Origin of the sequence: Cohnella massiliensis, assembly GCF_900169535.1 — a bacterium.
Taxonomy (GTDB): domain Bacteria; phylum Bacillota; class Bacilli; order Paenibacillales; family Paenibacillaceae; genus Cohnella; species Cohnella algarum.
The window spans coordinates 2,233,355-2,255,640 of sequence record NZ_LT821259.1 but is presented as its reverse complement, the minus strand read 5'-3'; the positions used below and the strand labels follow the sequence as shown (position 1 = coordinate 2,255,640).

The window sequence follows — 22,286 nt, the reverse complement described above, 5'->3', positions numbered from 1 at the left end:
GCAAGCGTTCGCTTGTTCCCTTTTTCTTGAGCAAAGGAGCAAAACGATGAGAGGTTTAAAAGTGGAGAACGAACGCGAACTGAACGATTGCAAAGCAATCCGCAAGGCCGTGTTCGTGGACGAACAAGGCGTTCCCGAACGGCTGGAATGGGACGAATACGACGAGAATCCGCAAGCGTGCCATCATTGGCTGGCCCTCGACGACGACGGCCGGCCGGCCGGTACCGCGCGCTGGCGCGAATACGAGCCGGGGACGGCCAAGCTTCAGCGAATTGCCGTCTTGCCCGCTTATCGCGGAAAGTCGGTCGGCCGGCTGCTGGTCTCTTCGATGGAGGAAGAGGCAAGAGCCCTCGGCTGCGCGAAGGCCGTGCTGGACGCCCAGTGTTCCGCCGAAATGTTTTACCGCAAGCTGGGGTATGCTACAATTTCCGGCGAGCCTTTTTACGACGCGGATATTTTGCATGTCCGGATGGAAAAAAGCCTCGTTTGACCAAGGCCGGAACGGCCGATTCGCTCCGTTTGCTGGTGACGGGAGGTAAGTTGTGGTAAGCTTTGTTTAAATCTGCTTACCGGGGACGAAGAAAGCCTATGAAACGAAAATTTTCCGACCGGGCCAACTGGCGCCGGATTTTAAAGAAGAGCTACGCCTGTTTTCCGCTCGACGAACCGCCGTTTCGCGGGTTTCTGACCCTGTACAAAATACACGAGCTGCGCGATCCGCTGTGGAAGGAATACAACGGCCGGCGCATGTGCATTGCGGACAAAGGGTATTTGTGGATGCAGCATTTTCCGCGCGGGGAGCATTACGTCGTGACGACGATGTTTGACGATAAAGGGCAAGTCGTCCAATGGTATATCGACGTTTGCAAAACCCAGGGCATGACCGACCAGCAGGTTCCCTGGTTCGACGATCTTTATCTGGACATCGTGGTGTTGCCGACGGGCGAGACGCTGCTGCTGGACGAAGACGAGCTGGAAGAAGCCCTCGACGACGGGCTGATCAGCGAACGCGATTCCGTCATGGCCCAAAGGACGGCCGACAGGCTGCTGACCTTGATCCGGCAGAAACGGTTTCCCTACTTCGACCTGAGCCGGCAGCACCGGACGACGATGCTGAAGCGTCTGGGCTGGGAGGCCGCGCAGCCGGAATGAACGAATCCGTTGACGTTCGCGGACCGCTTTCCCGAATGCGGCGAAAGCCGAGAGGAGGCAAACGCCGCCTGCTCCGCGTTTTGCTGCGCGTCTTTCTGCTTGGGGCGGCAGCTCTCGCGCTGTGGTGCCTCGCGTTGTTCGTCGTCATTTTCCGCTACGAGGGGCAGCCGGCGGCAGGAGCTCCGGCGAAGTCCGATACGGCGATCGTTCTCGGCGCCAGCCTGTGGAACGACGTGCCCAGTCCGGGGCTGGCGGAACGCCTGGATCATGCCTTCGAACTTTACCGGGCCGGAACGGTTCGGCATCTGCTGCTTACCGGCGGGCTCGGCTCCGGCGCAACGATTACCGAAGCCGAAGGAATGCGCAACTATTTGCTGGACAAGGGCGTTCCCGCGGAAGCGATGGAGCTGGAAACGAAATCGACCAACACCTACGAAAATTTGAAATTTTCCAAAAGCATCATGGAAGAGCGGGGCTGGAAAACGGCCGTCATCGTCACGCACCAATATCACGGTTCCCGGGCCGGCGATATCGCCGAATTTCTCGGGTACGATCCGGTTCAGGTCAGCGTGACCGAAAGCGAAGTGCTGCAAATGAGCTACCACCGCACCCGCGAAGTTCTCGCCTATACGAAATGGCTCGGCCAAAAATGGCTGTTGCATGGAGGGTGACCCGCCCGAATACATTGAAATAGCGGCGCAACAAGCCGACTATGGCGGGGGCGGAGGTAGTGCGTTTGAATACGAGAGCAGAAACGTCCGAAATTCGGCATTCGGCCGCGGCAAGGCCGTCCCGGCAAATCAACGTCGTCCTGCGAAAGCACGATTCGCTTGAGCCGGCAAGCGCGTTGGGCGCGGAAGCCGCGCGGGCGCTGCCGACCAGCGGACCGTGGCTGGAGTTTCAGAGAGAACTTGATGCGATGGTCGGCCTGGACAGCGTCAAAGAGCTCGTCTACGAAATTTACGCCCTGCTGCAAATCGCGCAATTTCGCGTGGACGCGGGGCTGCAAAATCCGGCTCACGTGTACCACATGATTTTCAAAGGAAACCCCGGCACGGGGAAAACGACGGTGGCGAGACTGCTCGCCAAGCTGTTTCAAGGGATGGGCCTGCTGACCAAAGGCCATCTGGTCGAGGTCGAACGCGCGGATCTGGTGGGCGAGTATATCGGCCACACCGCGCAGAAGACGCGCGACTTGGTCAAGAAGTCGCTAGGAGGCGTGCTGTTCGTCGACGAGGCGTACAGCCTGGCGCGCGGCGGGGAGAAAGACTTCGGCAAGGAAGCGATCGATACGCTCGTGAAGGCGATGGAGGATTACAAAAATCAATTTATTCTCATTTTGGCCGGGTATACGATGGAGATCGATATGTTTCTGATGACGAATCCGGGCTTGCCGTCGCGGTTCCCGATTCGGATCGAGTTTCCGGATTACTCCATCGATCAGCTCGTGCAAATCGCGGAAGGCATGGCCAAGCAGCGAGATTACGCCTGGATGCCGCAAACGCTGTTCAAGCTGAGACAGCTGATGGCCGCGGAAAAGCAGGAGTCGCCCTATCATTTCAGCAACGCGCGTTTCGTGCGCAATATGCTGGAGCGGGCGATCCGCAATCAGGCCGTTCGGCTGCTGAACCAATATCCGAACGGCTCGCCCGGCCGTCAGGAGCTGCTGTCGCTAAGGCCCGAGGATTTGCGCGCGGAGCCTTGAGACGGAAGCGGCGTTGACGCTGCCGCGAGCTTCCCGGCGAACGGGCTTTCGCCGGGACGGATATTCCGGCCCGATCGGAGAAGACGGCTAGTAAAAGGTCAAGACAGAAGGAAGTTGGGGGAATTCGATTTTAATGAAGCCGAGTACATATGAAACGGGCGCCGGAAGGCGGGAGCGGGCGCTGCTCGTCAGCCTGGTCACCGACGCCAGCGCTAGAAGCGGCTCCGATCCGGAGCAATCGCTTGCGGAATTGGTGAACTTGGCCGAAACCGCGGGCGTCGAAGTGTCCGGAACGATGATGCAATACCGCGACGTTCCCGACTCGAAATGGTTCGTCGGCAAGGGCAAGGCGGAGGAAATCAAGCGCCGGATCGCCGAGGAGAACATCGATACGGCGATATTCGATCAGGAGCTGACGGGCGCGCAGGTTCGCAATCTCGAGGATGCGCTGGATGCCAAGATCATCGACAGGACGCAGCTCATCCTCGATATTTTCGCCGGGCGGGCGAAGACGCGCGAGGGCATTTTGCAGGTGGAGCTGGCGCAGCTGACGTATTTGCTTCCGAGGCTTTCCGGCCACGGGAAAAATTTGTCCCGGCTCGGCGGCGGCATCGGCACGCGCGGACCCGGCGAAACGAAGCTGGAGACGGACCGGCGGCATATCCGCAACCGGATCGGCGAGCTGAAACGCCAACTGCAAGAGGTGACCGCGCACCGCGAACTGCATCGGGAAAGAAGGAAAAAAGCCGGCGTCGTGCAGATCGCGCTCGTCGGCTATACGAACGCCGGCAAATCGACGCTGCTCCGGCAGTTGACGAACGCCGACGTGCTGGCCGAGGACAAGCTGTTCGCGACGCTCGATCCGACGACGCGGACGCTGCGGCTCCCCGGCGGCAAAGAAGTGCTGCTGACCGATACGGTCGGTTTTATCCAGAATCTGCCCCACGATCTCGTCGCGGCGTTCCGGTCCACGCTGGAGGAAGCGAACGAAGCGGATTTGCTTCTTCATGTGGTTGACGCTTCATCGTCGATGCGGGACCGGCAGCGCGAAGTGGTGGAGCAGGTGCTCGCCGAATTGGGGGCGGCGGCAAAGCCGACTCTGCTCGTTTACAATAAAATCGACGCCGTATCGGCGAGCGATTTTCCGCTGCTGAGCGGCGGGGGCGACGCGCTTCGCATCAGCGCAATGGATCGGCGGGATTTGGACAGGCTGCTGATGAAGCTGGAAGACGCGCTGCCCGGCGACCGGTGCGTGTTGCGGATTCCCGCGTCGCGCGGCGACTTGGCGGCGCTTGCCTACCGGGTCGGCGACGTGAAGGAGCAGCGGACGGAAGACGATTGGCTGCTGCTCGACATTCGGCTGAATCATGCCGACATGGAAAAGTGGGGGCGCTTGTTGGAACCTTTTCGAGTGGACAACGTAGAAAAAGAGACTAACGAAAACCCGGTCGAACCCGGTTCGGACTAAAGATTGGAGAGCTTGTTAGCAATGGCACAATGGAATGGGCAATGGGACAGCCTGGAGAAGTCGGCGGAAGAGAAGGCCGCGGGGAAATTGAAGGAAATCGACGAAATCGCCCAGCGCAATCAGTGGAAGGTCATTCGGGCGTTTCAGCGGAACAAGGTGAGCGATTTTCATTTCGCATCGTCGACCGGGTACGGATATAACGACCGGGGGAGGGAATTGCTGGACGAAGTATACGCCGAGGCGTTCGGAGCGGAAGCCGCCCTCGTTCGCCCTCATTTCGTATCGGGAACCCATACGATCGGCATCGCCCTGTTCGGCGTTGTGCGTCCGCAGGACGAAATCGTGTTCGTGACGGGCAAGCCGTACGACACCCTCCACAAAGTGATCGGAAAGCCCGGGGACGGCACCGGCTCCCTTGCGGACTGGGGCGTCCGCTCGGTCGTCGCTCCGCTTCGGGAGGACGGGAGCGTGGATTGGGATGCCGTTCGCGCGTCCGTGACGGAGCGCACGAAAGTGTTCGCCATTCAGCGCTCGCGCGGCTACGATTGGCGGCCTTCCTTCACCGTCGCCGAGATCGGCGAGATGGTTCGGCAGTTGAAAGCGATCAAGCCGGACGCGATCGTCTTCGTCGACAATTGCTACGGCGAATTTACGGAGGACAAGGAGCCTCCCGAAGTCGGCGTCGATCTGATCGCCGGATCGCTGATCAAAAACCCTGGAGGCGGACTTGCGGCAAGCGGCGGCTACATCGCCGGACGGCGCGAGCTGGTCGAGCTGGCGGCTTACCGGTTGACCGCGCCCGGAATCGGGGGCGAAGTCGGCGCGATGCTCGGAACGACGCGATCGATTTTTCAAGGGTTGTACATGGCGCCGCTGCTCGTCAGCCAGGCGGTAAAGGGCAGCGTGTTCGCGGCGGCCGTGTTCGAATCGCTCGGGTTTGAGACGCATCCCGCCTGGAACGACGACCGGACCGACCTGATCCAGGCGATCCGCTTTACGTCCGCCGAGCATTTGATCGCATTCGTTCAGGCCATTCAGAAATCCGCGGCCGTGGATGCCCACGTCGTTCCCGAACCGTGGGACATGCCCGGATACGAGCACCCGGTCATTATGGCGGCCGGCACGTTCGTGCAGGGGGGCAGTCTTGAGCTTTCGGCGGACGCGCCGATCCGCGAACCTTACATTGCGTTTATGCAGGGCGGCCTAACGTACGCCCATGTCAAGCTGGCGGTCCATCAAGCGTTATCGGACTTGCGGGAACGCGGACTGCTCTGACCGGAATCGACACGAATCCGTCAATTTGCGAGAAGAAATTTACGCCTTAAACCTTACATTCCTTGACACGTATTTGTAATGAGGGTACAATGGAAGTGTTTACAAAATTTATGCTTGATGATGGAAGGTTGATGTTATGGCTGGGGACGAGATACGCAGGAATATGGCGCTGTTTCCGATCGGCATCGTCATGAAGCTGACGGACCTGACGGCCCGGCAAATCCGGTACTACGAACAACATGAATTGATTCAACCGGCCCGGACGGCAGGCAACCAACGAATGTTTTCTTTTAACGATGTCGAACGTCTGCTGGAAATCAAAGCGCTAATCGAGAAAGGCGTCAATATCGCCGGAATCAAGCAAGTGATGATCCCGGTAGGGGAAGACAGCGACGACAGAACGATCATAAACGAGCAAACCGAAGTCAAGCGGCGCGAGCTGTCGGATTCGCAGCTGCACCGCATGCTGAAGCAGCAGCTGATGCAGGGCAAGCGCCCGGGGCAGGTGTCGCTCATTCAGGGCGAGCTGTCGCGTTTTTTCAAGAACAAGTAAACGTCTTCCCGATCTGAGAATCCAGAATTTTTGAGGAGGTTCCCATGAGCTACACGCGCGAGGATATTTTGCGGATTGCCAAAGAAGAGAACGTTCGATTCATCCGCTTGCAATTTACCGATTTGATGGGAATTATCAAAAACGTCGAAATTCCCGTCAGCCAATTGGAGAAGGCGCTCGACAACAAGATGATGTTCGACGGCTCTTCGATCGAAGGCTATGTAAGAATCGAAGAGTCCGACATGTATTTGTACCCGGACCTGAGCACATGGGTCGTATTCCCTTGGGTGACGGAAGACAAAGTCGCCCGCCTTATTTGCGACGTATACATGCCGGACGGCACGCCGTTCGCGGGCGATCCGCGCGGCATTTTGAAACGGGTGCTGGAGGAAGCCGCCGAGATGGGCTTCACCGCGATGAACGTCGGCCCGGAGCCGGAATTTTTCCTGTTCCAGACCGACGAGAAAGGCAATCCGACGACCGAATTGAACGACCAGGGCGGTTATTTCGACCTCGCGCCGACCGATCTCGGCGAGAACTGCCGCCGCGATATCGTGCTGACGCTGGAGGAAATGGGCTTCGAGATCGAAGCTTCGCACCACGAGGTCGCCCCGGGCCAACACGAAATCGATTTTAAATACGCGGACGCGATCCGTGCGGCCGACCAGATCCAGACGTTCAAGTTAGTGGTCAAAACGATCGCGCGCCAGCACGGCCTGCATGCGACGTTCATGCCCAAGCCGTTATTCGGAATCAACGGTTCCGGCATGCACTGCCATCAATCGCTGTTTACCGGCAGCGAGAACGCGTTCTATGACGAAAACGACAAGCTGGGCCTGAGCACCGTCGCGCGCCAATACATGGCGGGCATCTTGCACCATGCTCGCGGACTGGCCGTCATTACGAATCCGACGATCAATTCGTACAAGCGCCTCGTTCCCGGATACGAAGCGCCGTGCTATGTCGCCTGGTCGGCGAGCAACCGCAGCCCGATGATCCGGATTCCGGCTTCCCGCGGACTCAGCACGCGCGTCGAGGTCCGCAATCCCGATCCGGCCGCCAACCCGTATTTGGCCCTGGCGGTCATGCTGAAGGCGGGCCTGGACGGCATCAAGCGGAAGCTGCCCCTTCCGGCGCCGGTCGACCGCAACATTTACGTTATGACCGACGAAGAGCGGATCGACGCCGGCATTCCAAGCCTCCCGGTCGACCTGCACGAAGCGCTGAACGAGCTGATGCGCGACGAAGTCATCTGCGACGCTCTCGGCGACCACGCGTTGAGCTATTTCTACGAGCTGAAAGCGATCGAATGGGACATGTACCGGACCCAAATTCACCAGTGGGAGCGGGACCAATATTTGATGACGTATTGAGAAACGAACGATGGAAATCCCTTGGCGCTTCGGCGCCGGGGGATTTTTTCGTGTACGGCCTCGGACGCATGATGTTCCGATCCAAGGCCATACTGATACGGAATCGTCGCCGCAAAGGCGGACAGGAGGGGATAGGATGAACACGCAGCGCGCATCGGAAATCGCCGAATCGCCGATCATGGCGAATGTGACGCTCGACGGAACTCCGGTTTACATCCAGCATGTCGACGAGGACACCGAAATGGCCCGCGTGTTCCCGCTGGACCATCCGGAGCGGGAATTGAGCGTGCCGGTCGGCGAGCTGGCGGAACAGCCGGCGGAGGAATAGGAACGCGCAATAAAGAGAGGCCGCTCGCCCGGCATCTGCATGCCGGGAGGGGCCTCTTTTTGCCGATCAGACTTTAATATCCAGCTTGCCGCCCAAATTCGGATCGAGGCTTTGGCTCGCCATTTGCACGAACATTTGGCCCTGGATTTCCGCCTGGTTTTTCGCCATCGCCAGCACTTGGATCCCCACCGATTGCTTGAGCGCGGATTGACTTAACGAGATCGATAGAGCTCCGACGTCCATTCGTTCCACCTCCCCCTGCATTCATTATCGGATGCGCTAAACAAAAGATGAAGTTTCTAACATGCATTTAACATTCGGATAACAATTCCATTCTTTTAAATGTCGGTTCGTTTTGCTAACATTAATTTAAAAAAAGCAAAGGATTTGTGCGGAACATGTCTCCCCCAACATTGGAAACAAGGGCCTATCAGGAACTTCGCCGGAGAATCATCGCGGCGGAATATTTGCCCGGCACGCTGCTCTCGGAAAACGATCTTGCCGAGCAGCTGCAAATGAGCCGGACGCCGATCAGGGCGGCGATTTCTTTGCTCGTGACGGAAGGGTTCGTCGAATCGTTTCGCGGGCGCGGGGTTATGGTCAAGGAAATTTCGTTTCGCGAATATGCGGAAATGATCGAAGTGCTCATTTCGATGCAGCTTTACGTCATCAACACGGCGGAAAGACGCGGGTTGACGTTCGACCTGCAGGCGCTCGGCAGCCATCTCGAGCGTCAAATCGAGGCGAAGGAAGCCAATGACGTCCCCGGCTATTACGAAAGCTTTCTGCTGTTTGTCGAAACGATCATTCGAACGATTCACAATCAGCACATGCTGGGCGTGCTCGAGCAGACGAGAGGCCGATTTTTATTCAAAATCATTTCCTATCGCAAGCAATTCCCGCAGCATAAGCCGAGCAAATCGCTGGAATCGAACCGGAAAGCGTACGAGGCGCTTGTCAGGGGAGATCTGGAAGCGGCCAAAGCGGCGATTTTGGAAATTTATACGGTGACTTATGAAAGTTTGATTATGAACGGAATTATATAAAGAGAACGACGGGCTTTTCGAAGCTCGTTTTTTATTTTTTTTCTATAAAATTTAACAAAAAGGAGTCGGTTCGTTAACACACAACTTACATACAACCTGCACACTGTTTATATGGCCAATATTGAAATTCGGAAAGGAAGCGTAACGAAAATGACGACCTCATTGGATCGCAAGCGCAACGAAATGTTTATTGACGAAAGCCGGTTCGCCACGGACAAGCGTCCGTGGTTCGGGCAATTGCCCGAAGGGTTGAACGGAAACTTCTCCTTCGCCGTTATGGGGGACCGCAGCGGCATGATGACCGCCGGAGTGTTCGAGCAAGCGCTGGAACTGCTGAAAGATTTGAGGCCGGATTTTGTCCTCTTTGTCGGGGACCTGGTGGAAGGCTACTGGAAGGACGCCGCGAAAGCGCGCGAAGAATGGGAGTATATCGACGGTCAAATCGCGGCGACCGGCTTGCCGTTCTTTCAGACGGTCGGCAACCACGATTACGGTACGCAGGCGATGGTCGACGTATGGCGCGAACGCAAAGGAGCGGATTACTACGCGTTTCGGGTCGGCGATACGCTTTTTCTGACGTTGAATACGGAAGATCCGTTCGAAGAGATGTCGGACGAGTTCATCGATCTGGTCAAGCGCGCGACGGAAAAGGTACATCGCGAGCCTGAGCGCACGCTGGACTATATGAAGGAGTTTTACGACGAAATCGTCAGCCGCCTGACCCCGGACCAATTGCAGGAGATGTCGAAAGTAGGTATCGGAATCGGCGACCGGCAGCTGGCGTTTTTCGAGAAAGTGCTGGCCGAAAATGAGGACGCAAGGCATACGTTCGTCAGCATGCACAAGCCGGGCTGGAAGTCGGATAGCCCGGAATTCGCCCGTATCGAATTGCTGCTGGGCGATCGGCCGTATACCGTTTTTGCCGGACATTTTCACTCGCTCGAGTTTTCGCGTCAGGACAACCGCACTTATATTCAGTTGGGCCGCACCGGAGCCGCCGCGCATGGAACCGAAAGAGCGGACGACAACCTCATGTTGTGGGTGAATGTTCGCGACGGCAACGTTTCCTATCGGGTCATGCATTTGGACGGGGTAACCGGCATCGAAGCTTACGCTCCTCGATCTCACGGGCATACAGAGGGATGACCGGATGGAGCCGGTCGATATCGGCTCCTGATTTCGAAAGACGCCTGCCGCTCGCGGTGGCATTGGCGACATGTATGCCGCCATGCCGGACAACGCATGCAAAAACACGCCCGATACGGGCGTGTTTTTGCATGTTATGACTTTGTAAACAAGCGGATGACATACGCGATCGCCGATAAAATGACGCTGATCAAAATGCAGGTGACGATCGGAAAATAGAAGCGGACGTTCCCTTTCTCGAACGATAGATCCCCGGGCAGCCTGCCCAGATTCAGGTACCGGCCCGCGACCATCCAGATCAGCCCGACGACGATGAGCAGAACGCCGGCGCCGATCAGCAGCTTCGGCATGGAATTCACAGCATCACCCATTCCCAGAAATTGGACCCCGCGATCGGATTCGGAACCCGGGCGGGAAAAGCCGGATAAGAGGATGAGGCCTTGGCGCGGGCTTGGCCGATCAATGGAAGTTGCGAATAAGCCCGACCACTTTCCCGAGGATGGTTACGTGCTTGAGCCGAAGCGGTTCCATCGTGCTGTTCTCCGGCTGAAGCCGGATATGGTCCTTCTCCTTGTAAAACGTCTTGACCGTCGCTTCGTCGTCCTCGGTCATCGCGACGACGATGTCGCCGTTGTTGGCTGTCTGCTGCTGGCGGACGATAACGTAATCGCCGTTGAAAATGCCCGCCTCGATCATACTCGAGCCGATGACCGACAGCATGAACACCGGCTGATCTCCCACCATATGAACCGGAAGGGGGTAATATTCCTCGATGTTCTCCGTGGCGGTAATCGGGACGCCGGCGGTCACTTTGCCGACGAGCGGAACGTGGCGCACCGAACGCGCGAACGGGTCGAACTTCTCCTCGTCGTCGCCAAGGATTTCGATGGCGCGAGGCTTGGTCGGATCGCGGCGGATCAGGCCCTTCTTCTCGAGGCGATCCAAATGGCCGTGCACGGTCGAACTGGAGGCGAGGCCGACGGCTTCGCCGATTTCGCGGACGGACGGCGGGTAGCCCTTGTCTCTTACTTCGTTCTTGATAAATTCCAAAATCGCTGTCTGGCGATTCGACATCTTCGACACGCCGAAGCCCTCCCCGAATGAAATAAGATCTCTTTAGTAAATAATAACATAGAACCGGAGTTCGCACAAACATTCGTTCTCCGGGAACAAATGTTCCGAAAAACGCTTGATTCAAACGTATGTTCGTGTTATTCTGTGATCAGAACAAACGTTTGGGGTGAGCTCGATGGTTCAAGTATGGGTAATGAATTCAACCAATAGCTCTGTACATAAGCGCAACCGGCATGCCGCAGGAGAAGGCTCTCGTCCGTCAACGGCGGCTCGTTCCTTCAAAGCGGCTAGAGTTCTGTTCTTTCTTTTTTCTTTCTTCGTTTTATTTGCCGGCTTCAGCTTGTTGCGCTCGTTTGCCGAACCGGAGTCGATTCCGGAAGCCTCGGCCGTCGAGAGGTCGGTTGTCGCTTCGTCCGGCGACACGCTTTGGTCTATTGCGTCGGATTTCAAGAAGGACGGGATGGATACCCGGGAAGCGGTCCATCGCATTATGAAGCGAAACGGCCTTTCGGCTTCCTCGATTGACGACGGGCAGAAATTGATCATACCTGCCGACGTCCTTCCATGAGTTTTGGAAACGGCGCGCGATCATATACGTATATCTTAAGGTCGGCCCGCAAACGAGGGCGGCCTTTTTCGATTGTCTTCGCCTTGACAGCGGACAAAGGAAAATGTCAAAGTATATAGAAGGATTAGCGGCACGGAAGGGGAGTGAACGCAAGATGCAGGAGCTGATCGCCAGAATTAACGAGCTGTCTCGAAAACATAAATCGGTCGGTTTGACGGAAGAGGAAAAAGTCGAACGCGATAAGCTGAGACGCCAGTATTTGGGCAACATCAGGCAACAGTTTCGACAGCAGCTGGACAGCATCGAATGGACCGACGAACCGCCGCCGCCCAAGCATTGACGCACGATTGGAAGCAGCCGAAGGAGGAGCCCGAATGTCCCGCTCATGGGAGAGAATGATCGAACGCAATCAGAAACAGGTAAACAAGCGCCGCAAAAAGGAAGGCAAGCAAGCGTTGACGGCAGCCGGTTCCAAAATCGAGAAATTCAAGGGACGGAGCTATTTCGCGCCGATTTTGCTGTTGCTTGTCGCGGCGTTTTTTATTGTCGTCTCCCAGCCGTGGTCGGACGCCTACGAGCAAAACGCGACGCTGTTTTGGCTGACGGTCGTCGCTTACGTTCTGCTTGCGTTGGTTTATTTTTTGCGTCGCCCTTATTTGTCGATCGCGAAGGATGCTTTGGAAACCCGGCGCTTTACGGGGTACAAGCGGTTGAAGCCGGCGGAAATCCGCAAAATCGTGCAGCAGCCCGGTTATATCATCGTTGAAACCGTGAAAGGCGGGAACTGGGTGTTTTCCCGTTTCAAAAACCTTTACCCGATCGAGGAAATGGGCGAACGCCTGCGGGAATATGCGATCGCGCACAAGATCGAATGGGAGCAACGCGAAACGGTCAAAGCGCAGAGCGATAAGGAGAAGTGGACCGGAAAATGACGATCAAAGCGGTACTGTTTGATTTGGACGATACGCTGCTGTGGGACGAGCGCAGCGTCAAAGAAGCGTTTGAAGCGACCGCAAGCTGCGGAGCGGAGCGCGCGGGCTTGACGGCCGACGCGCTGGAAGCGGTGGTCCGCGCCGAGGCGCGCGGACTTTACGAGAATTATGAAACGTATCCCTTTACCCAAATGATCGGCATCAATCCGTTCGAAGGCTTGTGGGGGAATTTCAGCGGCGGCGAGCACCCGATGTTCCGCAAGCTGCAAGGAATCGCGCCGGGCTACCGGCGGGACGCCTGGACCCGAGGGCTGGCCGCGCTCGGCGTCGATAACGCGGCGCTCGGCGCGGAACTGGGCGAGATGTTCGCGTCGGAGCGGCGCAAGCGTTCGCACATTTACGACGAGACGTTCGAGGTATTGGACGAGCTGAAAAAGTCGTACAAGCTTCTGCTGCTGACGAACGGATCGCCCGATCTGCAGCAGGAAAAACTGGACGGAGCTCCGGAGCTCGTTCCTTACTTCGACGAAATCGTCATTTCCGGAAACTTCGGCGAAGGCAAGCCTTCGCCCCGGTTGTTCGAATTCGCCCTCGGCCGGCTGGGCATCGAGAAGTCCGAAGGCGTTATGGTCGGCGACAAGCTGACGACGGATATTAAAGGGGCGAACGGCATCGGCATGACGTCGATCTGGATTAACCGCCACGGGACGACCCGGGACGACGAGATCGTGCCGGCGTATGAAATCGCCAGCCTGACGGAGCTCCCGAAGCTGCTCGAACGTCTGTCCTCTTAACGAAACGATGATTTGATCGAACGGATTCTTTCCGATCGCGAACAGAAAATCCCCGGCCGTCAAACCTTTGGTTTGAGCGGGCCGGGGATTCTTTCGATGTGCGGTTCTCTAAAGGTCGCAGCCGACCGGATTATTTTACGAATTCCGGATCCTGGAACGGGTGCGCGATCCAGCCTTCGGTTTCGATGAACAAACGCACGGCGACGACTTTGCGGGATTCCGTCAGCGTAAAGAAGTGCGGATTGCCTTCCGGAACGGAAATGACGTCGCCGGCCGTCAGAATGACGTCAAAGTAGCCGACGGAATCGTCGCCTTTGATGATGAAGATGCCTTCGCCCGCGGCGATGGCGCGAACTTCGTCTTCGGTGTGCGTGTGAACTTGCTCGAATTTTTTCAGCAATTCTTCGATGTTGGGCGTAGCGTCCGAGAGGGCGACGATGTCCCAGGTTTTGTAGCCGCGGCGGCCGGCCAGGTCGCGAATTTCGGCGTCGAACGTGGACAGGATTTCTTGCTTGTCCTCGTCGGTCAGGCTGAAATTTTCCCGCAGGCGTTCCGGCAGCTTGGACGGATCCCAGTGTTCGTACAGTACGCCTTGCTTCTCCAGGAAGGCGCCGACATTCGCTTCTCCTTCGATCAACTCGTTCGTATTGCGAACGCGAATTTTAGCCATGGTTAATTCCTTCTTTCCCCATAAGAATTAGAGTAATTGTATTATAAACCAAAGTTCGCCGCCTGTCGACGTGATACGAGCATCTTTCCGAGTTCATCCGATTCTGGTAGTATAAAGGTTAACGATTTTTTCAGATGGAGGAAAGTCGCCCAATTATGACTTTAACGTATATGAAGCCGTCTTTGCAAGAGGAGATGGCCAAGCGCATTTTGATACTCGACGGTGCCATGGGCACGATGATTCAACAGGAAAATCTCGGCCCGGAAGACTTCGGCGGCGAGGAGCTGGAAGGCTGCAACGAGATGCTCGTGCTTACGAGGCCGGACGTCATTGCCAAAATCCACGAGGCTTATTTGGCCGCGGGTTCGGATATTATCGAGACGAATACGTTCGGCGCGACCAGCGTCGTGCTCGCGGAATACGATATTCCCGAGAAAGCGCGGGAAATCAACCTGGCCGCGGCGAAAATCGCCAGAGAAGCTTGCGAACGCCATTCGACGCCGGACAAACCGCGTTACGTCGCGGGCGCGCTGGGACCGACGACGAAGACGTTGTCCGTCACGGGCGGCGTCACCTTTGAGCAGCTCGTCGCTTCCTACCGGGAGCAGACGGAAGCGCTGCTCGAAGGCGGCGTCGACGTGCTGCTGATCGAAACGTGCCAGGATACGCTTAACGTGAAGGCGGCCGGCATCGGCGTCAGGCAAGCGTTCGAAACCGCGGGACGCAAAGTTCCGGTCATGATCAGCGGCACGATCGAGCCGATGGGGACGACGCTGGCCGGCCAAAGCATCGAATCGTTCTACATTTCGCTGGAGCACCTCGATCCGATTTCCGTCGGCCTGAACTGCGCGACCGGCCCGGAATTTATGCGCGATCACATCCGGACGCTGGCGGGCATTGCCGACCGCGCGGTCAGCTGCTACCCGAATGCCGGACTCCCGGACGAAAACGGGCATTACCACGAGTCCCCGGAATCGCTCGCCAAAAAGCTCCGCGCGTTCGCCGAGCAGGGCTGGCTCAACGTCGCCGGCGGCTGCTGCGGCACGACGCCGGCCCACATCGCCGCCATGGCGGAAGCGATGAAGGACGTCGCGCCGCGCAAGCCCGAGGGCGCGCACGCTCCGGCCGTATCCGGCATCGAGACGGTATACGTGGAGGACGGCGGCAGGCCCTATATGGTCGGCGAACGGACGAACGTGCTGGGCTCGCGCAAGTTCAAGCGGCTCATCGCGGAAGGCAAGTACGAGGAAGCTTCCGAAATTGCCCGCGCCCAGGTGAAAAGCGGCGCGCAGGTGATCGACATTTGCGTGCAGGACCCGGACCGCGACGAAGCGGAGGACATGAAGCGTTTTCTCGAATTCGTCACGAAAAAGGTGAAAGCCCCGTTCATGGTCGACACGACCGACCCGGCGGTTATCGAGCTTGCGCTCAAGTACATTCAGGGCAAATCGATCATCAACTCGATCAACCTCGAAGACGGGGAAGAGAAATTCGAGAAGGTGATGCCGATCGTTCACCGGTACGGAGCGGCCGTCGTCGTCGGCACGATCGACGAGCGCGGCCAGGCGATCACCCGGGAAGACAAGCTTGAGGTGGCCGTCCGGTCCCGCGATTTGCTCGTGAACAAGTACGGCTTAAAGGAAGAGGACATCATTTTCGACCCGCTCGTGTTCCCCGTCGGGACGGGCGACGAGCAATATATCGGTTCCGCCAAGGAAACGATCGAAGGCATCCGGCTGATCAAGGAAGCGATGCCGAAATGCCATACGATTTTGGGCTTGAGCAACATCTCGTTCGGCTTGCCCGAGGCGGGCCGGGAAGTGCTCAATTCCGTTTTCCTCTACGAATGCACGAAAGCGGGCCTGGATTACGCGATCGTCAACACCGAGAAAGTCGAGCGCTACGCGTCCATCCCGGCGGAGGAGCGGCGGCTTGCGGAGGAACTTCTGTACAACACGAACGACGAGACGCTTGCGGCGTTCGTGGCGTCGTTTCGCGACAAAAAAGTCGAGAAAAAGGCGAAGGCCGAAAATTTGACCTTGGAGGAGCGCCTGGCCGGATACGTGGTGGAGGGGAGCAAGGACGGCCTGCTTGCCGATCTCGACCTGGCGCTGGCCAAGTACAGCCCGCTCGAGATCATTAACGGCCCGCTGATGGACGGCATGACGGAAGTCGGACGGCTGTTCAACAACAACGAGCTGATCGTGGCGGAAGTGCTCCAAAGCGCCGAAGTGATGAAGGCGTCCGTCGCTTATCTCGAGCCGCATATGGAAAAGGCCGATTCCGCCGTCAAAGGCAAAATCATGCTCGCCACGGTCAAAGGCGACGTTCACGATATCGGCAAAAACCTGGTCGAAATCATTCTTTCGAACAACGGGTACAAAATCGTCAACCTGGGCATCAAGGTGCCGCCGGAACAGCTGATCGAAGCCTACCGGGCCGAGAAGCCCGACGCGATCGGCCTTTCCGGCCTGCTCGTCAAGTCCGCCAAGCAGATGGTGCTCACCGCGCAGGATTTGCGCAATGCGGGCATCGACGCGCCGATTCTCGTCGGCGGGGCGGCGTTGACGCGGAAATTCACGAAAACGCGCATCGCCCCCGAGTACGACGGCATCGTGCTTTACGCCAAAGACGCGATGGACGGCCTGGATTTGGCCAACAAGCTGAGCAATCCGGAACAACGCGAGCAAATGGTGCAGGAGCATAAAGCCGCTTTGGCGACGCTGACGCTTGCGGACGAGGAGAAAAAAGAGCAGCCGGAGTTGACCCGGGCGCGGCGGTCCAACATTTCGCCGGATGCGCCGGTGTTCTCGCCGCCGGACTACGACCGGCATGTGCTGCGCGACTATCCGCTGTCCCACATTTTGCCGTACGTCAACCTGCAAATGCTGATGGGACATCACCTCGGACTCAAAGGGAACGTCGACGAGCTTCTCGCCAAAGGAGACGAAAAGGCGGTTCAACTGAAGGAAACGGTCGACGGCATCCTGCTGAATGCGGAAAAGGAAGGCTGGATGAAGCCCCAGGCGATGTACCGGTTTTTCCCGGCGCAATCGGAGGGCAACGACATCCTCGTTTACGATCCGGAAGACCGCTCGCGGATTTTGCACCGGTTCACGTTCCCGCGCCAAGCGGTGGAGCCCTATCTGTGTTTGTCCGACTTTTTGAAATCGGTCGAGAGCGGCATCATGGATTCGGTCGCCTTCATGGTCGTCACGGCCGGCCCGGGCGCGCGCGAGCAGGCCGAAGAGTGGAAAAAGAGCGGCGATTACTTGCGCTCCCATGCTCTTTCCGCGTCCGCGCTGGAAGTGGCGGAGGGGCTTGCGGAACGCGTACACCAGATCATCCGCGACTTGTGGGGATTCCCCGACCCGGCGGAAATGACGATGAAGCAGCGGTTCGGCGCGAGGTACCAGGGCATTCGGGTATCGTTCGGCTATCCGGCTTGTCCCGACCTGGAAGATCAAGGGCCGCTGTTCGCCTTAATGAAGCCGGAGGATATCGGCGTCGAGCTGACGGAAGGGTTCATGATGGAGCCGGAAGCTTCCGTCTCCGCCATGGTGTTCGCCCACCCGGAAGCGAAATATTTTAACGTCGATAAAAGTTAATGCCATAAAATAAATGCCCCGATCCCATGCCGCCGCGCGTTTCAGGCGCAGGCTGAGGATCGGGGGCTTTTTTTGGGGGCGGGCATAAATGGGGAGCGATTGCCCCTCGGGACGTTCGTTACTCGTCTCCGGCTTCCGCTTCGTCTTTAATTTCGCTGCGGTACCGCTCGATGCTGTTGCGCCGGCGCGCGTTTTTGTCGGAAATCGATTCGGCCTCTTCGGGGCTGATTTCTTCCGCGTGCTCAGCCAAATAATCCTCGGCATCCTCGAGATTGCCGATCGTATGTTGAACGGCTTCCTGCAAATGCTCCACGTTATCGGAACGGTCGTCCGGCTTTGCCATCGCTTGTGCATCCTCCCGTCGTGATGGTTTCGTTATCGATTCGGAAGCGGCTGCTTCCCGTCGATAGGATAACTAATGGCTTCGCGTTCTATGCGGAAAGAGCGGTCGGAGGAAACGATGTATCGTTCGATTCGGATGATAAGGAGCGCAGACGGCTAAGAAGGGGACTGGATGGACTGTTGGGCGGTAATGCGGACGCGTGGCGGCAAAGAAGGGGACTTACAGGGGCGGAAACGAGAGCGCTGGAGGGACATGAGGATCGTTTAAGCGTTTTCGGGATCGCGAGGGGATAAAACTTTTCCCGGGAAAGCGCAGGACCCGACATTCGGTGTCGGAATAGTCAGAAAATAGAGTTTTTTTATTCCCGCCTGCGGTCTTCTGTCGGCAAATTCGTTCGATTCGACAAAGCTTTATCCTCGCGGATGCGTTGCCGTGCGAACGTATATTCTGTACAATGGGAAATATCGAACGAACGGCGGGGGAGAAATCAACATGAATCCATGGACGGGGAAAGCGGCGACGGTGGAAGAGTGGCTGGACATGCTGCGAAGCCACCCGGAAATCATGGCGAACGTGACGCATTGGCATACGCAGCCGGCGAGGGAAGCGCGAACGGTTCCGTTTCCCGAGCGGCTTGCTCCGAAGCTGGAGCAAGCGCTGCGGAGCAAAGGAATCCATGAGCTGTACACGCATCAGGCGGCGGCTTACCGGGCGGTCCGGGAAGGGAAGCACGTCGTGACGGTCACGCCGACCGCGTCCGGCAAGACGCTGTGCTACAATTTGCCGGTGCTTCAGCATTTGCTGGCCGACGACAGCGTGCGGGCGCTGTACCTGTTTCCGACGAAGGCGCTCGCCCAGGATCAGGTCGCGGAGCTCCAGGAGCTGGCGAACCGGATGGAGGCGGACATCAAGACGCATACATACGACGGCGACACGCCGCCGACCGTCAGGCAGGCAATCCGCAACGCGGGACATATCGTCGTCACCAATCCCGACATGCTGCATTCGGCCATATTGCCGCATCATACGAAATGGGTCAAACTGTTCGAGAACGTGAAGTACATTGTCATCGACGAGCTTCACGCGTACCGGGGGGTGTTCGGCAGCCACGTCGCCAACGTCATTCGCCGGTTCAAGCGGATTTGCAAGTTTTACGGCAGCGATCCGCAGTTTTTGTGCGCCTCGGCGACGATCCGCAATCCGAAGGAGCACGCGGAACGGCTTGTCGGCGAGCCGGTCGAGCTCGTCGACGACAACGGGGCGCCGTCCGGCGAGAAGCATATGGTGTTTTATAATCCCCCGGTCGTCAATCGGCAGCTCGGCATCCGCAGATCGAGCGTGCTCGAATCCCAGCGGCTGGCCGCGCTGCTGCTGAAAAGCGGCATCCAGACGATCGTGTTCGCGCGCAGCCGGGTGAGAGTGGAAATCTTATTGACCTATTTGCAGGAACTGGTCAAAAGGGAGCTCGGACCGAAATCGATTCGCGGCTATCGCGGCGGCTACCTGCCCAAGCTCCGGCGGGAAATCGAGCACGGGCTGCGCACCGGCGAAATCCGGGGCGTCGTCAGCACGAACGCGCTGGAACTGGGCATCGACATCGGCCAGCTGCAGGCGTGCGTGCTGAACGGGTATCCCGGTTCGATCGCGAGCACGTGGCAGCAATCCGGGCGGGCGGGGCGCAGGCATACGAGCTCGGTCACGTTTCTGGTGGCCAGCAGCAACCCGCTCGATCAGTATTTGATCCAGAATCCGGATTATTTTTTGGGAAGGCCGCCGGAAGAGGCGCGCATTCATCCCGACAACCTGCTGATTTTGCTCGATCATGTCAAATGCGCCGCCTACGAGCTGCCGTTCGAGGCCGGCGACAAGTTCGGAGGCGAGAAGCTGACGGACCTGCTCGAATTTCTCGCCGAGGAGAAGGTGCTGCATCAAACGGGGGATCGCTGGTATTGGATGGAGCAGGCTTTTCCCGCCAACAATATATCGCTCCGGTCGGCCGCCCAGGAAAATTTCGTCATCATCGACATGACTGAAGGCCACAAGGTGATCGGCGAAGTCGACCGGTTCAGCGCCCCGACGCTTATTCACGAGGAAGCGATCTATTTGCACGAAGGCGTGCAGTACCAGGTCGAGAAGCTCGATTATCCGGAGAAAAAAGCGTACGTGCGCAAGGTCGACGTCGATTACTTCACGGACGCCAACATGGCGATCGAGCTGAAGGTCCTGCAAGTCGACCTGGAGCGCCGATCGGGCCGGCTCTTGCGCCAGTACGGGGAAGTGGCCGTCACGAGCCGCCCGACGATTTTCAAAAAAATCCGTATGCGCACGCATGAAAATATCGGCTCGGGCCCGATCCATTTGCCGGAGGAGAACCTGCACACGAGCGGCTACTGGTTTTCGTTCGCGGAAGAAGCCGAGGCGGGATTGTCCGCCAACGACATGCAGATGGCGCTGCTCGGACTCGCCAACGTGCTCGTGCATCTCGCTCCGCTTCATTTGATGTGCGACCCGCTCGACATTCGGGTCGTGCCGCAGGTGAAGGCGCTGCACTCGAAGCGGCCGACGATTTTTTTCTATGACCGGTACCCGGGAGGCATCGGCCTCAGCCAGCGGTTGTACGAGAAGCACGACGAGCTGCTTGCCGAAGCCGGGCGACTGATGGCCGGCTGCGGCTGCATGAGCGGTTGCCCGGCTTGCGTCGGGCCGATCGAGGAAGTCGGCTTGCTCGGCAAGGAGCTCGCGCAGAAGCTGCTCGCCCATGCGAAGGAAGGTGCGGCGACGTGAGCGGGGGACTGAGGGAGCGCCTGCTGCGGCTGCGCCCGCAATCGCCAGCCGCGGCGTCGACCGGGTCGGCCGCGGCGGCCGAAGCGTACGTGAGCGGGCGGCAAGCGGGAGCGGAAACATATGAAAGCGGACGGCAAGCGGAAGCGGAGGCTTTGCATCCCGCGTTCATCCGTCTTGGCGTGACGGAAGAGACCAACGCCCACGGCAGCTTTCTGCTGCGGAAAATCGAATACCCGCTGCATTTCCGCCACGGGCGCTACGCGCTCGGCGAGCTGCAGGCGAAAGCGCGCTACCTGGCGCCGGTGTCAGATCGGCAAAACAAACAGAACGAAGCGGTGCTCCATGGGCCGATCGAGCCGGAGCGGCTGCTTTTTCTCGACACCGAAACGACGGGGCTCGGCATCGGAGCCGGCAATGTCCCGTTCATGATCGGCATCGGCTGGATCGAACCGGATAGCGGGCGGTTCGTCGTGGAACAAACGCTCATCCGGCATCCCGGCGAGGAAAGGGCCATGCTCGCTTACTTGGCCGGGCGAATGGCGAACCGCACGCATCTGGCGACGTACAACGGGCGCACGTTCGATTGGCCGGTTCTCGTCAACCGGTTTATTTTGAACGGATGGAGGCGGACCGGTCCCGAGCCGGGCCATCTCGATTTTCTTCACCCTTCCCGGGCGCTGTGGCGCAATACGCTCGAATCGTGCCGACTAAGCCGGATCGAAGAGGAAAAACTAGAAATCGACAGGGGCGAGGACGTGCCGGGTTCGCTCGCTCCTGCTCTGTACATGCAGTTTTTGAACGACGGCGACGCCGATGGCTTGCAAGGGGTTTACCGGCATAACGAGCGGGACGTGCTGACGCTTGCGACGCTGGCCGTTCATTTCGGCGCGCTGCTGGCAGACGGGGAAGAGGAAGGCGCAGACGATTTCGAGGCGCCGGCCGGGGCCGAGGAGCTGTACCGGACGGCGGCATGGCTGGAAACGCACGGCGCCGCGAAAAAATCGGCCCGGCTGTACGCCCTGCTCGCCGCGAGCGAGGAACCGCAAACTGCCCGGTGGTGGCTCCCGGTCGCCGCCCATTACAAGCGCCTCGGCCGGTTCGACCTGGCCGTTCCGCTGTGGCGGCGGACCGCCGAACGCGCCGAGCGGGCCGCGATTCCGTCGTACGACGCCCATATCGAGCTGGCGATGCATTACGAGCATCGGCTTAAAGATTACGGAGGCGCTTTGGAGCTGGCCGAGCGGGCTCTTGATCTGGCGCTTCGCCGACCGCCTGCGGCGGGCGGCGCCGCCCGGAGCCGGCAGGAACGGGAAGAGCTGCAGCGGAGAATCGAGCGGCTCAGGCGAAAATCGGGGTTAAATCGGGGTTAAATTTAACGCCGTTCCCTTGTCATTTTCCCCGCAATCGGGGTATTGTAGGAAGAACGGACCGCGGTTCCCGATTTTTTCAGGTTAGGAGAGTCAGGCA

22 protein-coding genes are annotated in these 22,286 nt (G+C 58.3%); 17 read left to right on the top strand and 5 right to left on the bottom strand.

All coding sequences use genetic code 11. From position 1 onward, the window contains the following. Window positions 1–46 precede the first annotated feature (46 nt). The 9 genes from B7E11_RS24270 (at window position 47) to B7E11_RS24230 (ending at window position 7,854) form a co-directional block, all read left to right on the top strand. On the top strand, window positions 47–490 hold the full coding sequence (locus tag B7E11_RS24270; protein WP_080839635.1) for a GNAT family N-acetyltransferase: 444 nt from the start codon (window positions 47–49) through the stop codon (window positions 488–490). A gap of 98 nt (window positions 491–588) precedes the next feature. Continuing rightward, the gene (locus tag B7E11_RS24265; RefSeq protein ID WP_080839633.1) at window positions 589–1,152 is read left to right on the top strand and encodes a ribonuclease FAU-1 family protein; all 564 of its coding nucleotides are present in this window, start codon (window positions 589–591) and stop codon (window positions 1,150–1,152) included. Beyond that, window positions 1,149–1,823: a YdcF family protein gene (locus B7E11_RS24260; protein ID WP_245809814.1), complete on the top strand. Its 675-nt coding sequence runs from the start codon at window positions 1,149–1,151 to the stop codon at window positions 1,821–1,823. The genes B7E11_RS24265 and B7E11_RS24260 overlap by 4 nt, the downstream gene beginning before the upstream one ends. 65 nt (window positions 1,824–1,888) lie before the next feature. Further along, window positions 1,889–2,857 (top strand): AAA family ATPase, encoded by a 969-nt coding sequence (locus tag B7E11_RS24255; protein WP_240353382.1) that lies wholly within the window; start codon window positions 1,889–1,891, stop codon window positions 2,855–2,857. Between the two features lie 133 nt (window positions 2,858–2,990). Beyond that, window positions 2,991–4,325 carry a GTPase HflX gene (hflX, locus tag B7E11_RS24250; protein WP_080839630.1) on the top strand — a complete coding sequence of 445 codons (1,335 nt, stop codon included), beginning with the start codon at window positions 2,991–2,993 and terminating at the stop codon, window positions 4,323–4,325. A gap of 21 nt (window positions 4,326–4,346) precedes the next feature. Next, window positions 4,347–5,600, top strand: a complete 1,254-nt coding sequence (locus B7E11_RS24245) for a methionine gamma-lyase family protein (RefSeq protein WP_080839628.1) — start codon at window positions 4,347–4,349, stop codon at window positions 5,598–5,600. Between the two features lie 136 nt (window positions 5,601–5,736). Then, complete coding sequence (locus B7E11_RS24240; protein WP_080839627.1) at window positions 5,737–6,153, top strand: MerR family transcriptional regulator; 417 nt, start codon at window positions 5,737–5,739, stop codon at window positions 6,151–6,153. A gap of 44 nt (window positions 6,154–6,197) precedes the next feature. After that, complete coding sequence (gene glnA / locus B7E11_RS24235) at window positions 6,198–7,526, top strand: type I glutamate--ammonia ligase (protein WP_080839625.1); 1,329 nt, start codon at window positions 6,198–6,200, stop codon at window positions 7,524–7,526. Window positions 7,527–7,662: 136 nt separating this feature from the next. Then, the gene (locus tag B7E11_RS24230; RefSeq protein ID WP_080839623.1) at window positions 7,663–7,854 is read left to right on the top strand and encodes an H-type small acid-soluble spore protein; all 192 of its coding nucleotides are present in this window, start codon (window positions 7,663–7,665) and stop codon (window positions 7,852–7,854) included. Between the two features lie 66 nt (window positions 7,855–7,920). Here B7E11_RS24230 and B7E11_RS24225 read toward each other — a convergent pair whose 3' ends face one another. Further along, a complete protein-coding gene (locus tag B7E11_RS24225) occupies window positions 7,921–8,097 on the bottom strand; it encodes a YjfB family protein (protein ID WP_080839621.1) in 177 nt (58 codons plus the stop codon). Window positions 8,098–8,252: 155 nt separating this feature from the next. Here B7E11_RS24225 and B7E11_RS24220 point away from each other — a divergent pair, with 155 nt between their 5' ends. After that, window positions 8,253–8,900, top strand: coding sequence for a GntR family transcriptional regulator (locus tag B7E11_RS24220; protein WP_080839619.1), 648 nt, complete (start codon window positions 8,253–8,255; stop codon window positions 8,898–8,900). 150 nt (window positions 8,901–9,050) lie between these two features. Then, complete coding sequence (locus B7E11_RS24215) at window positions 9,051–10,046, top strand: metallophosphoesterase family protein (RefSeq protein WP_176220881.1); 996 nt, start codon at window positions 9,051–9,053, stop codon at window positions 10,044–10,046. 134 nt (window positions 10,047–10,180) lie between these two features. Here the strand turns inward: B7E11_RS24215 and B7E11_RS24210 are convergent, their stop codons facing one another. Further along, window positions 10,181–10,405, bottom strand: coding sequence for a DUF2905 domain-containing protein (locus B7E11_RS24210; RefSeq protein ID WP_080839616.1), 225 nt, complete (start codon window positions 10,403–10,405; stop codon window positions 10,181–10,183). A gap of 100 nt (window positions 10,406–10,505) precedes the next feature. Beyond that, complete coding sequence (gene lexA / locus B7E11_RS24205) at window positions 10,506–11,129, bottom strand: transcriptional repressor LexA (protein WP_080839614.1); 624 nt, start codon at window positions 11,127–11,129, stop codon at window positions 10,506–10,508. A 713-nt stretch (window positions 11,130–11,842) separates the two neighbouring features. Between lexA and B7E11_RS24195 the strand changes: the two genes are divergently transcribed. From B7E11_RS24195 to B7E11_RS24185, 3 genes are read left to right on the top strand one after another with little or no spacing between them, the layout of a single operon-like run. Next, the gene (locus B7E11_RS24195) at window positions 11,843–12,028 is read left to right on the top strand and encodes a DUF896 domain-containing protein (protein ID WP_080839611.1); all 186 of its coding nucleotides are present in this window, start codon (window positions 11,843–11,845) and stop codon (window positions 12,026–12,028) included. Between the two features lie 34 nt (window positions 12,029–12,062). Then, on the top strand, window positions 12,063–12,620 hold the full coding sequence (locus tag B7E11_RS24190) for a hypothetical protein (protein WP_080839609.1): 558 nt from the start codon (window positions 12,063–12,065) through the stop codon (window positions 12,618–12,620). Next, window positions 12,617–13,414, top strand: a complete 798-nt coding sequence (locus B7E11_RS24185; RefSeq protein WP_080839607.1) for an HAD family hydrolase — start codon at window positions 12,617–12,619, stop codon at window positions 13,412–13,414. The genes B7E11_RS24190 and B7E11_RS24185 overlap by 4 nt, the downstream gene beginning before the upstream one ends. 130 nt (window positions 13,415–13,544) lie before the next feature. Here B7E11_RS24185 and B7E11_RS24180 read toward each other — a convergent pair whose 3' ends face one another. Then, window positions 13,545–14,084: a 1,2-dihydroxy-3-keto-5-methylthiopentene dioxygenase gene (locus B7E11_RS24180; protein ID WP_080839605.1), complete on the bottom strand. Its 540-nt coding sequence runs from the start codon at window positions 14,082–14,084 to the stop codon at window positions 13,545–13,547. Window positions 14,085–14,239: 155 nt separating this feature from the next. Here B7E11_RS24180 and metH point away from each other — a divergent pair, with 155 nt between their 5' ends. After that, complete coding sequence (metH, locus tag B7E11_RS24175) at window positions 14,240–17,692, top strand: methionine synthase (RefSeq protein ID WP_245809813.1); 3,453 nt, start codon at window positions 14,240–14,242, stop codon at window positions 17,690–17,692. Window positions 17,693–17,810: 118 nt separating this feature from the next. Here the strand turns inward: metH and tlp are convergent, their stop codons facing one another. Beyond that, entirely contained in the window at window positions 17,811–18,035 is a 225-nt protein-coding gene (gene tlp, locus B7E11_RS24170; protein WP_080839601.1) for a small acid-soluble spore protein Tlp, read from the bottom strand. A gap of 492 nt (window positions 18,036–18,527) precedes the next feature. Here tlp and B7E11_RS24165 point away from each other — a divergent pair, with 492 nt between their 5' ends. Together B7E11_RS24165 and B7E11_RS24160 are read left to right on the top strand one after the other, a co-directional pair. Further along, the gene (locus tag B7E11_RS24165) at window positions 18,528–20,819 is read left to right on the top strand and encodes a DEAD/DEAH box helicase (protein WP_080840988.1); all 2,292 of its coding nucleotides are present in this window, start codon (window positions 18,528–18,530) and stop codon (window positions 20,817–20,819) included. Next, entirely contained in the window at window positions 20,816–22,189 is a 1,374-nt protein-coding gene (locus B7E11_RS24160; RefSeq protein ID WP_176220879.1) for a ribonuclease H-like domain-containing protein, read from the top strand. Before B7E11_RS24165 ends, B7E11_RS24160 begins: the two co-directional genes overlap by 4 nt. Window positions 22,190–22,286 lie beyond the last annotated feature (97 nt).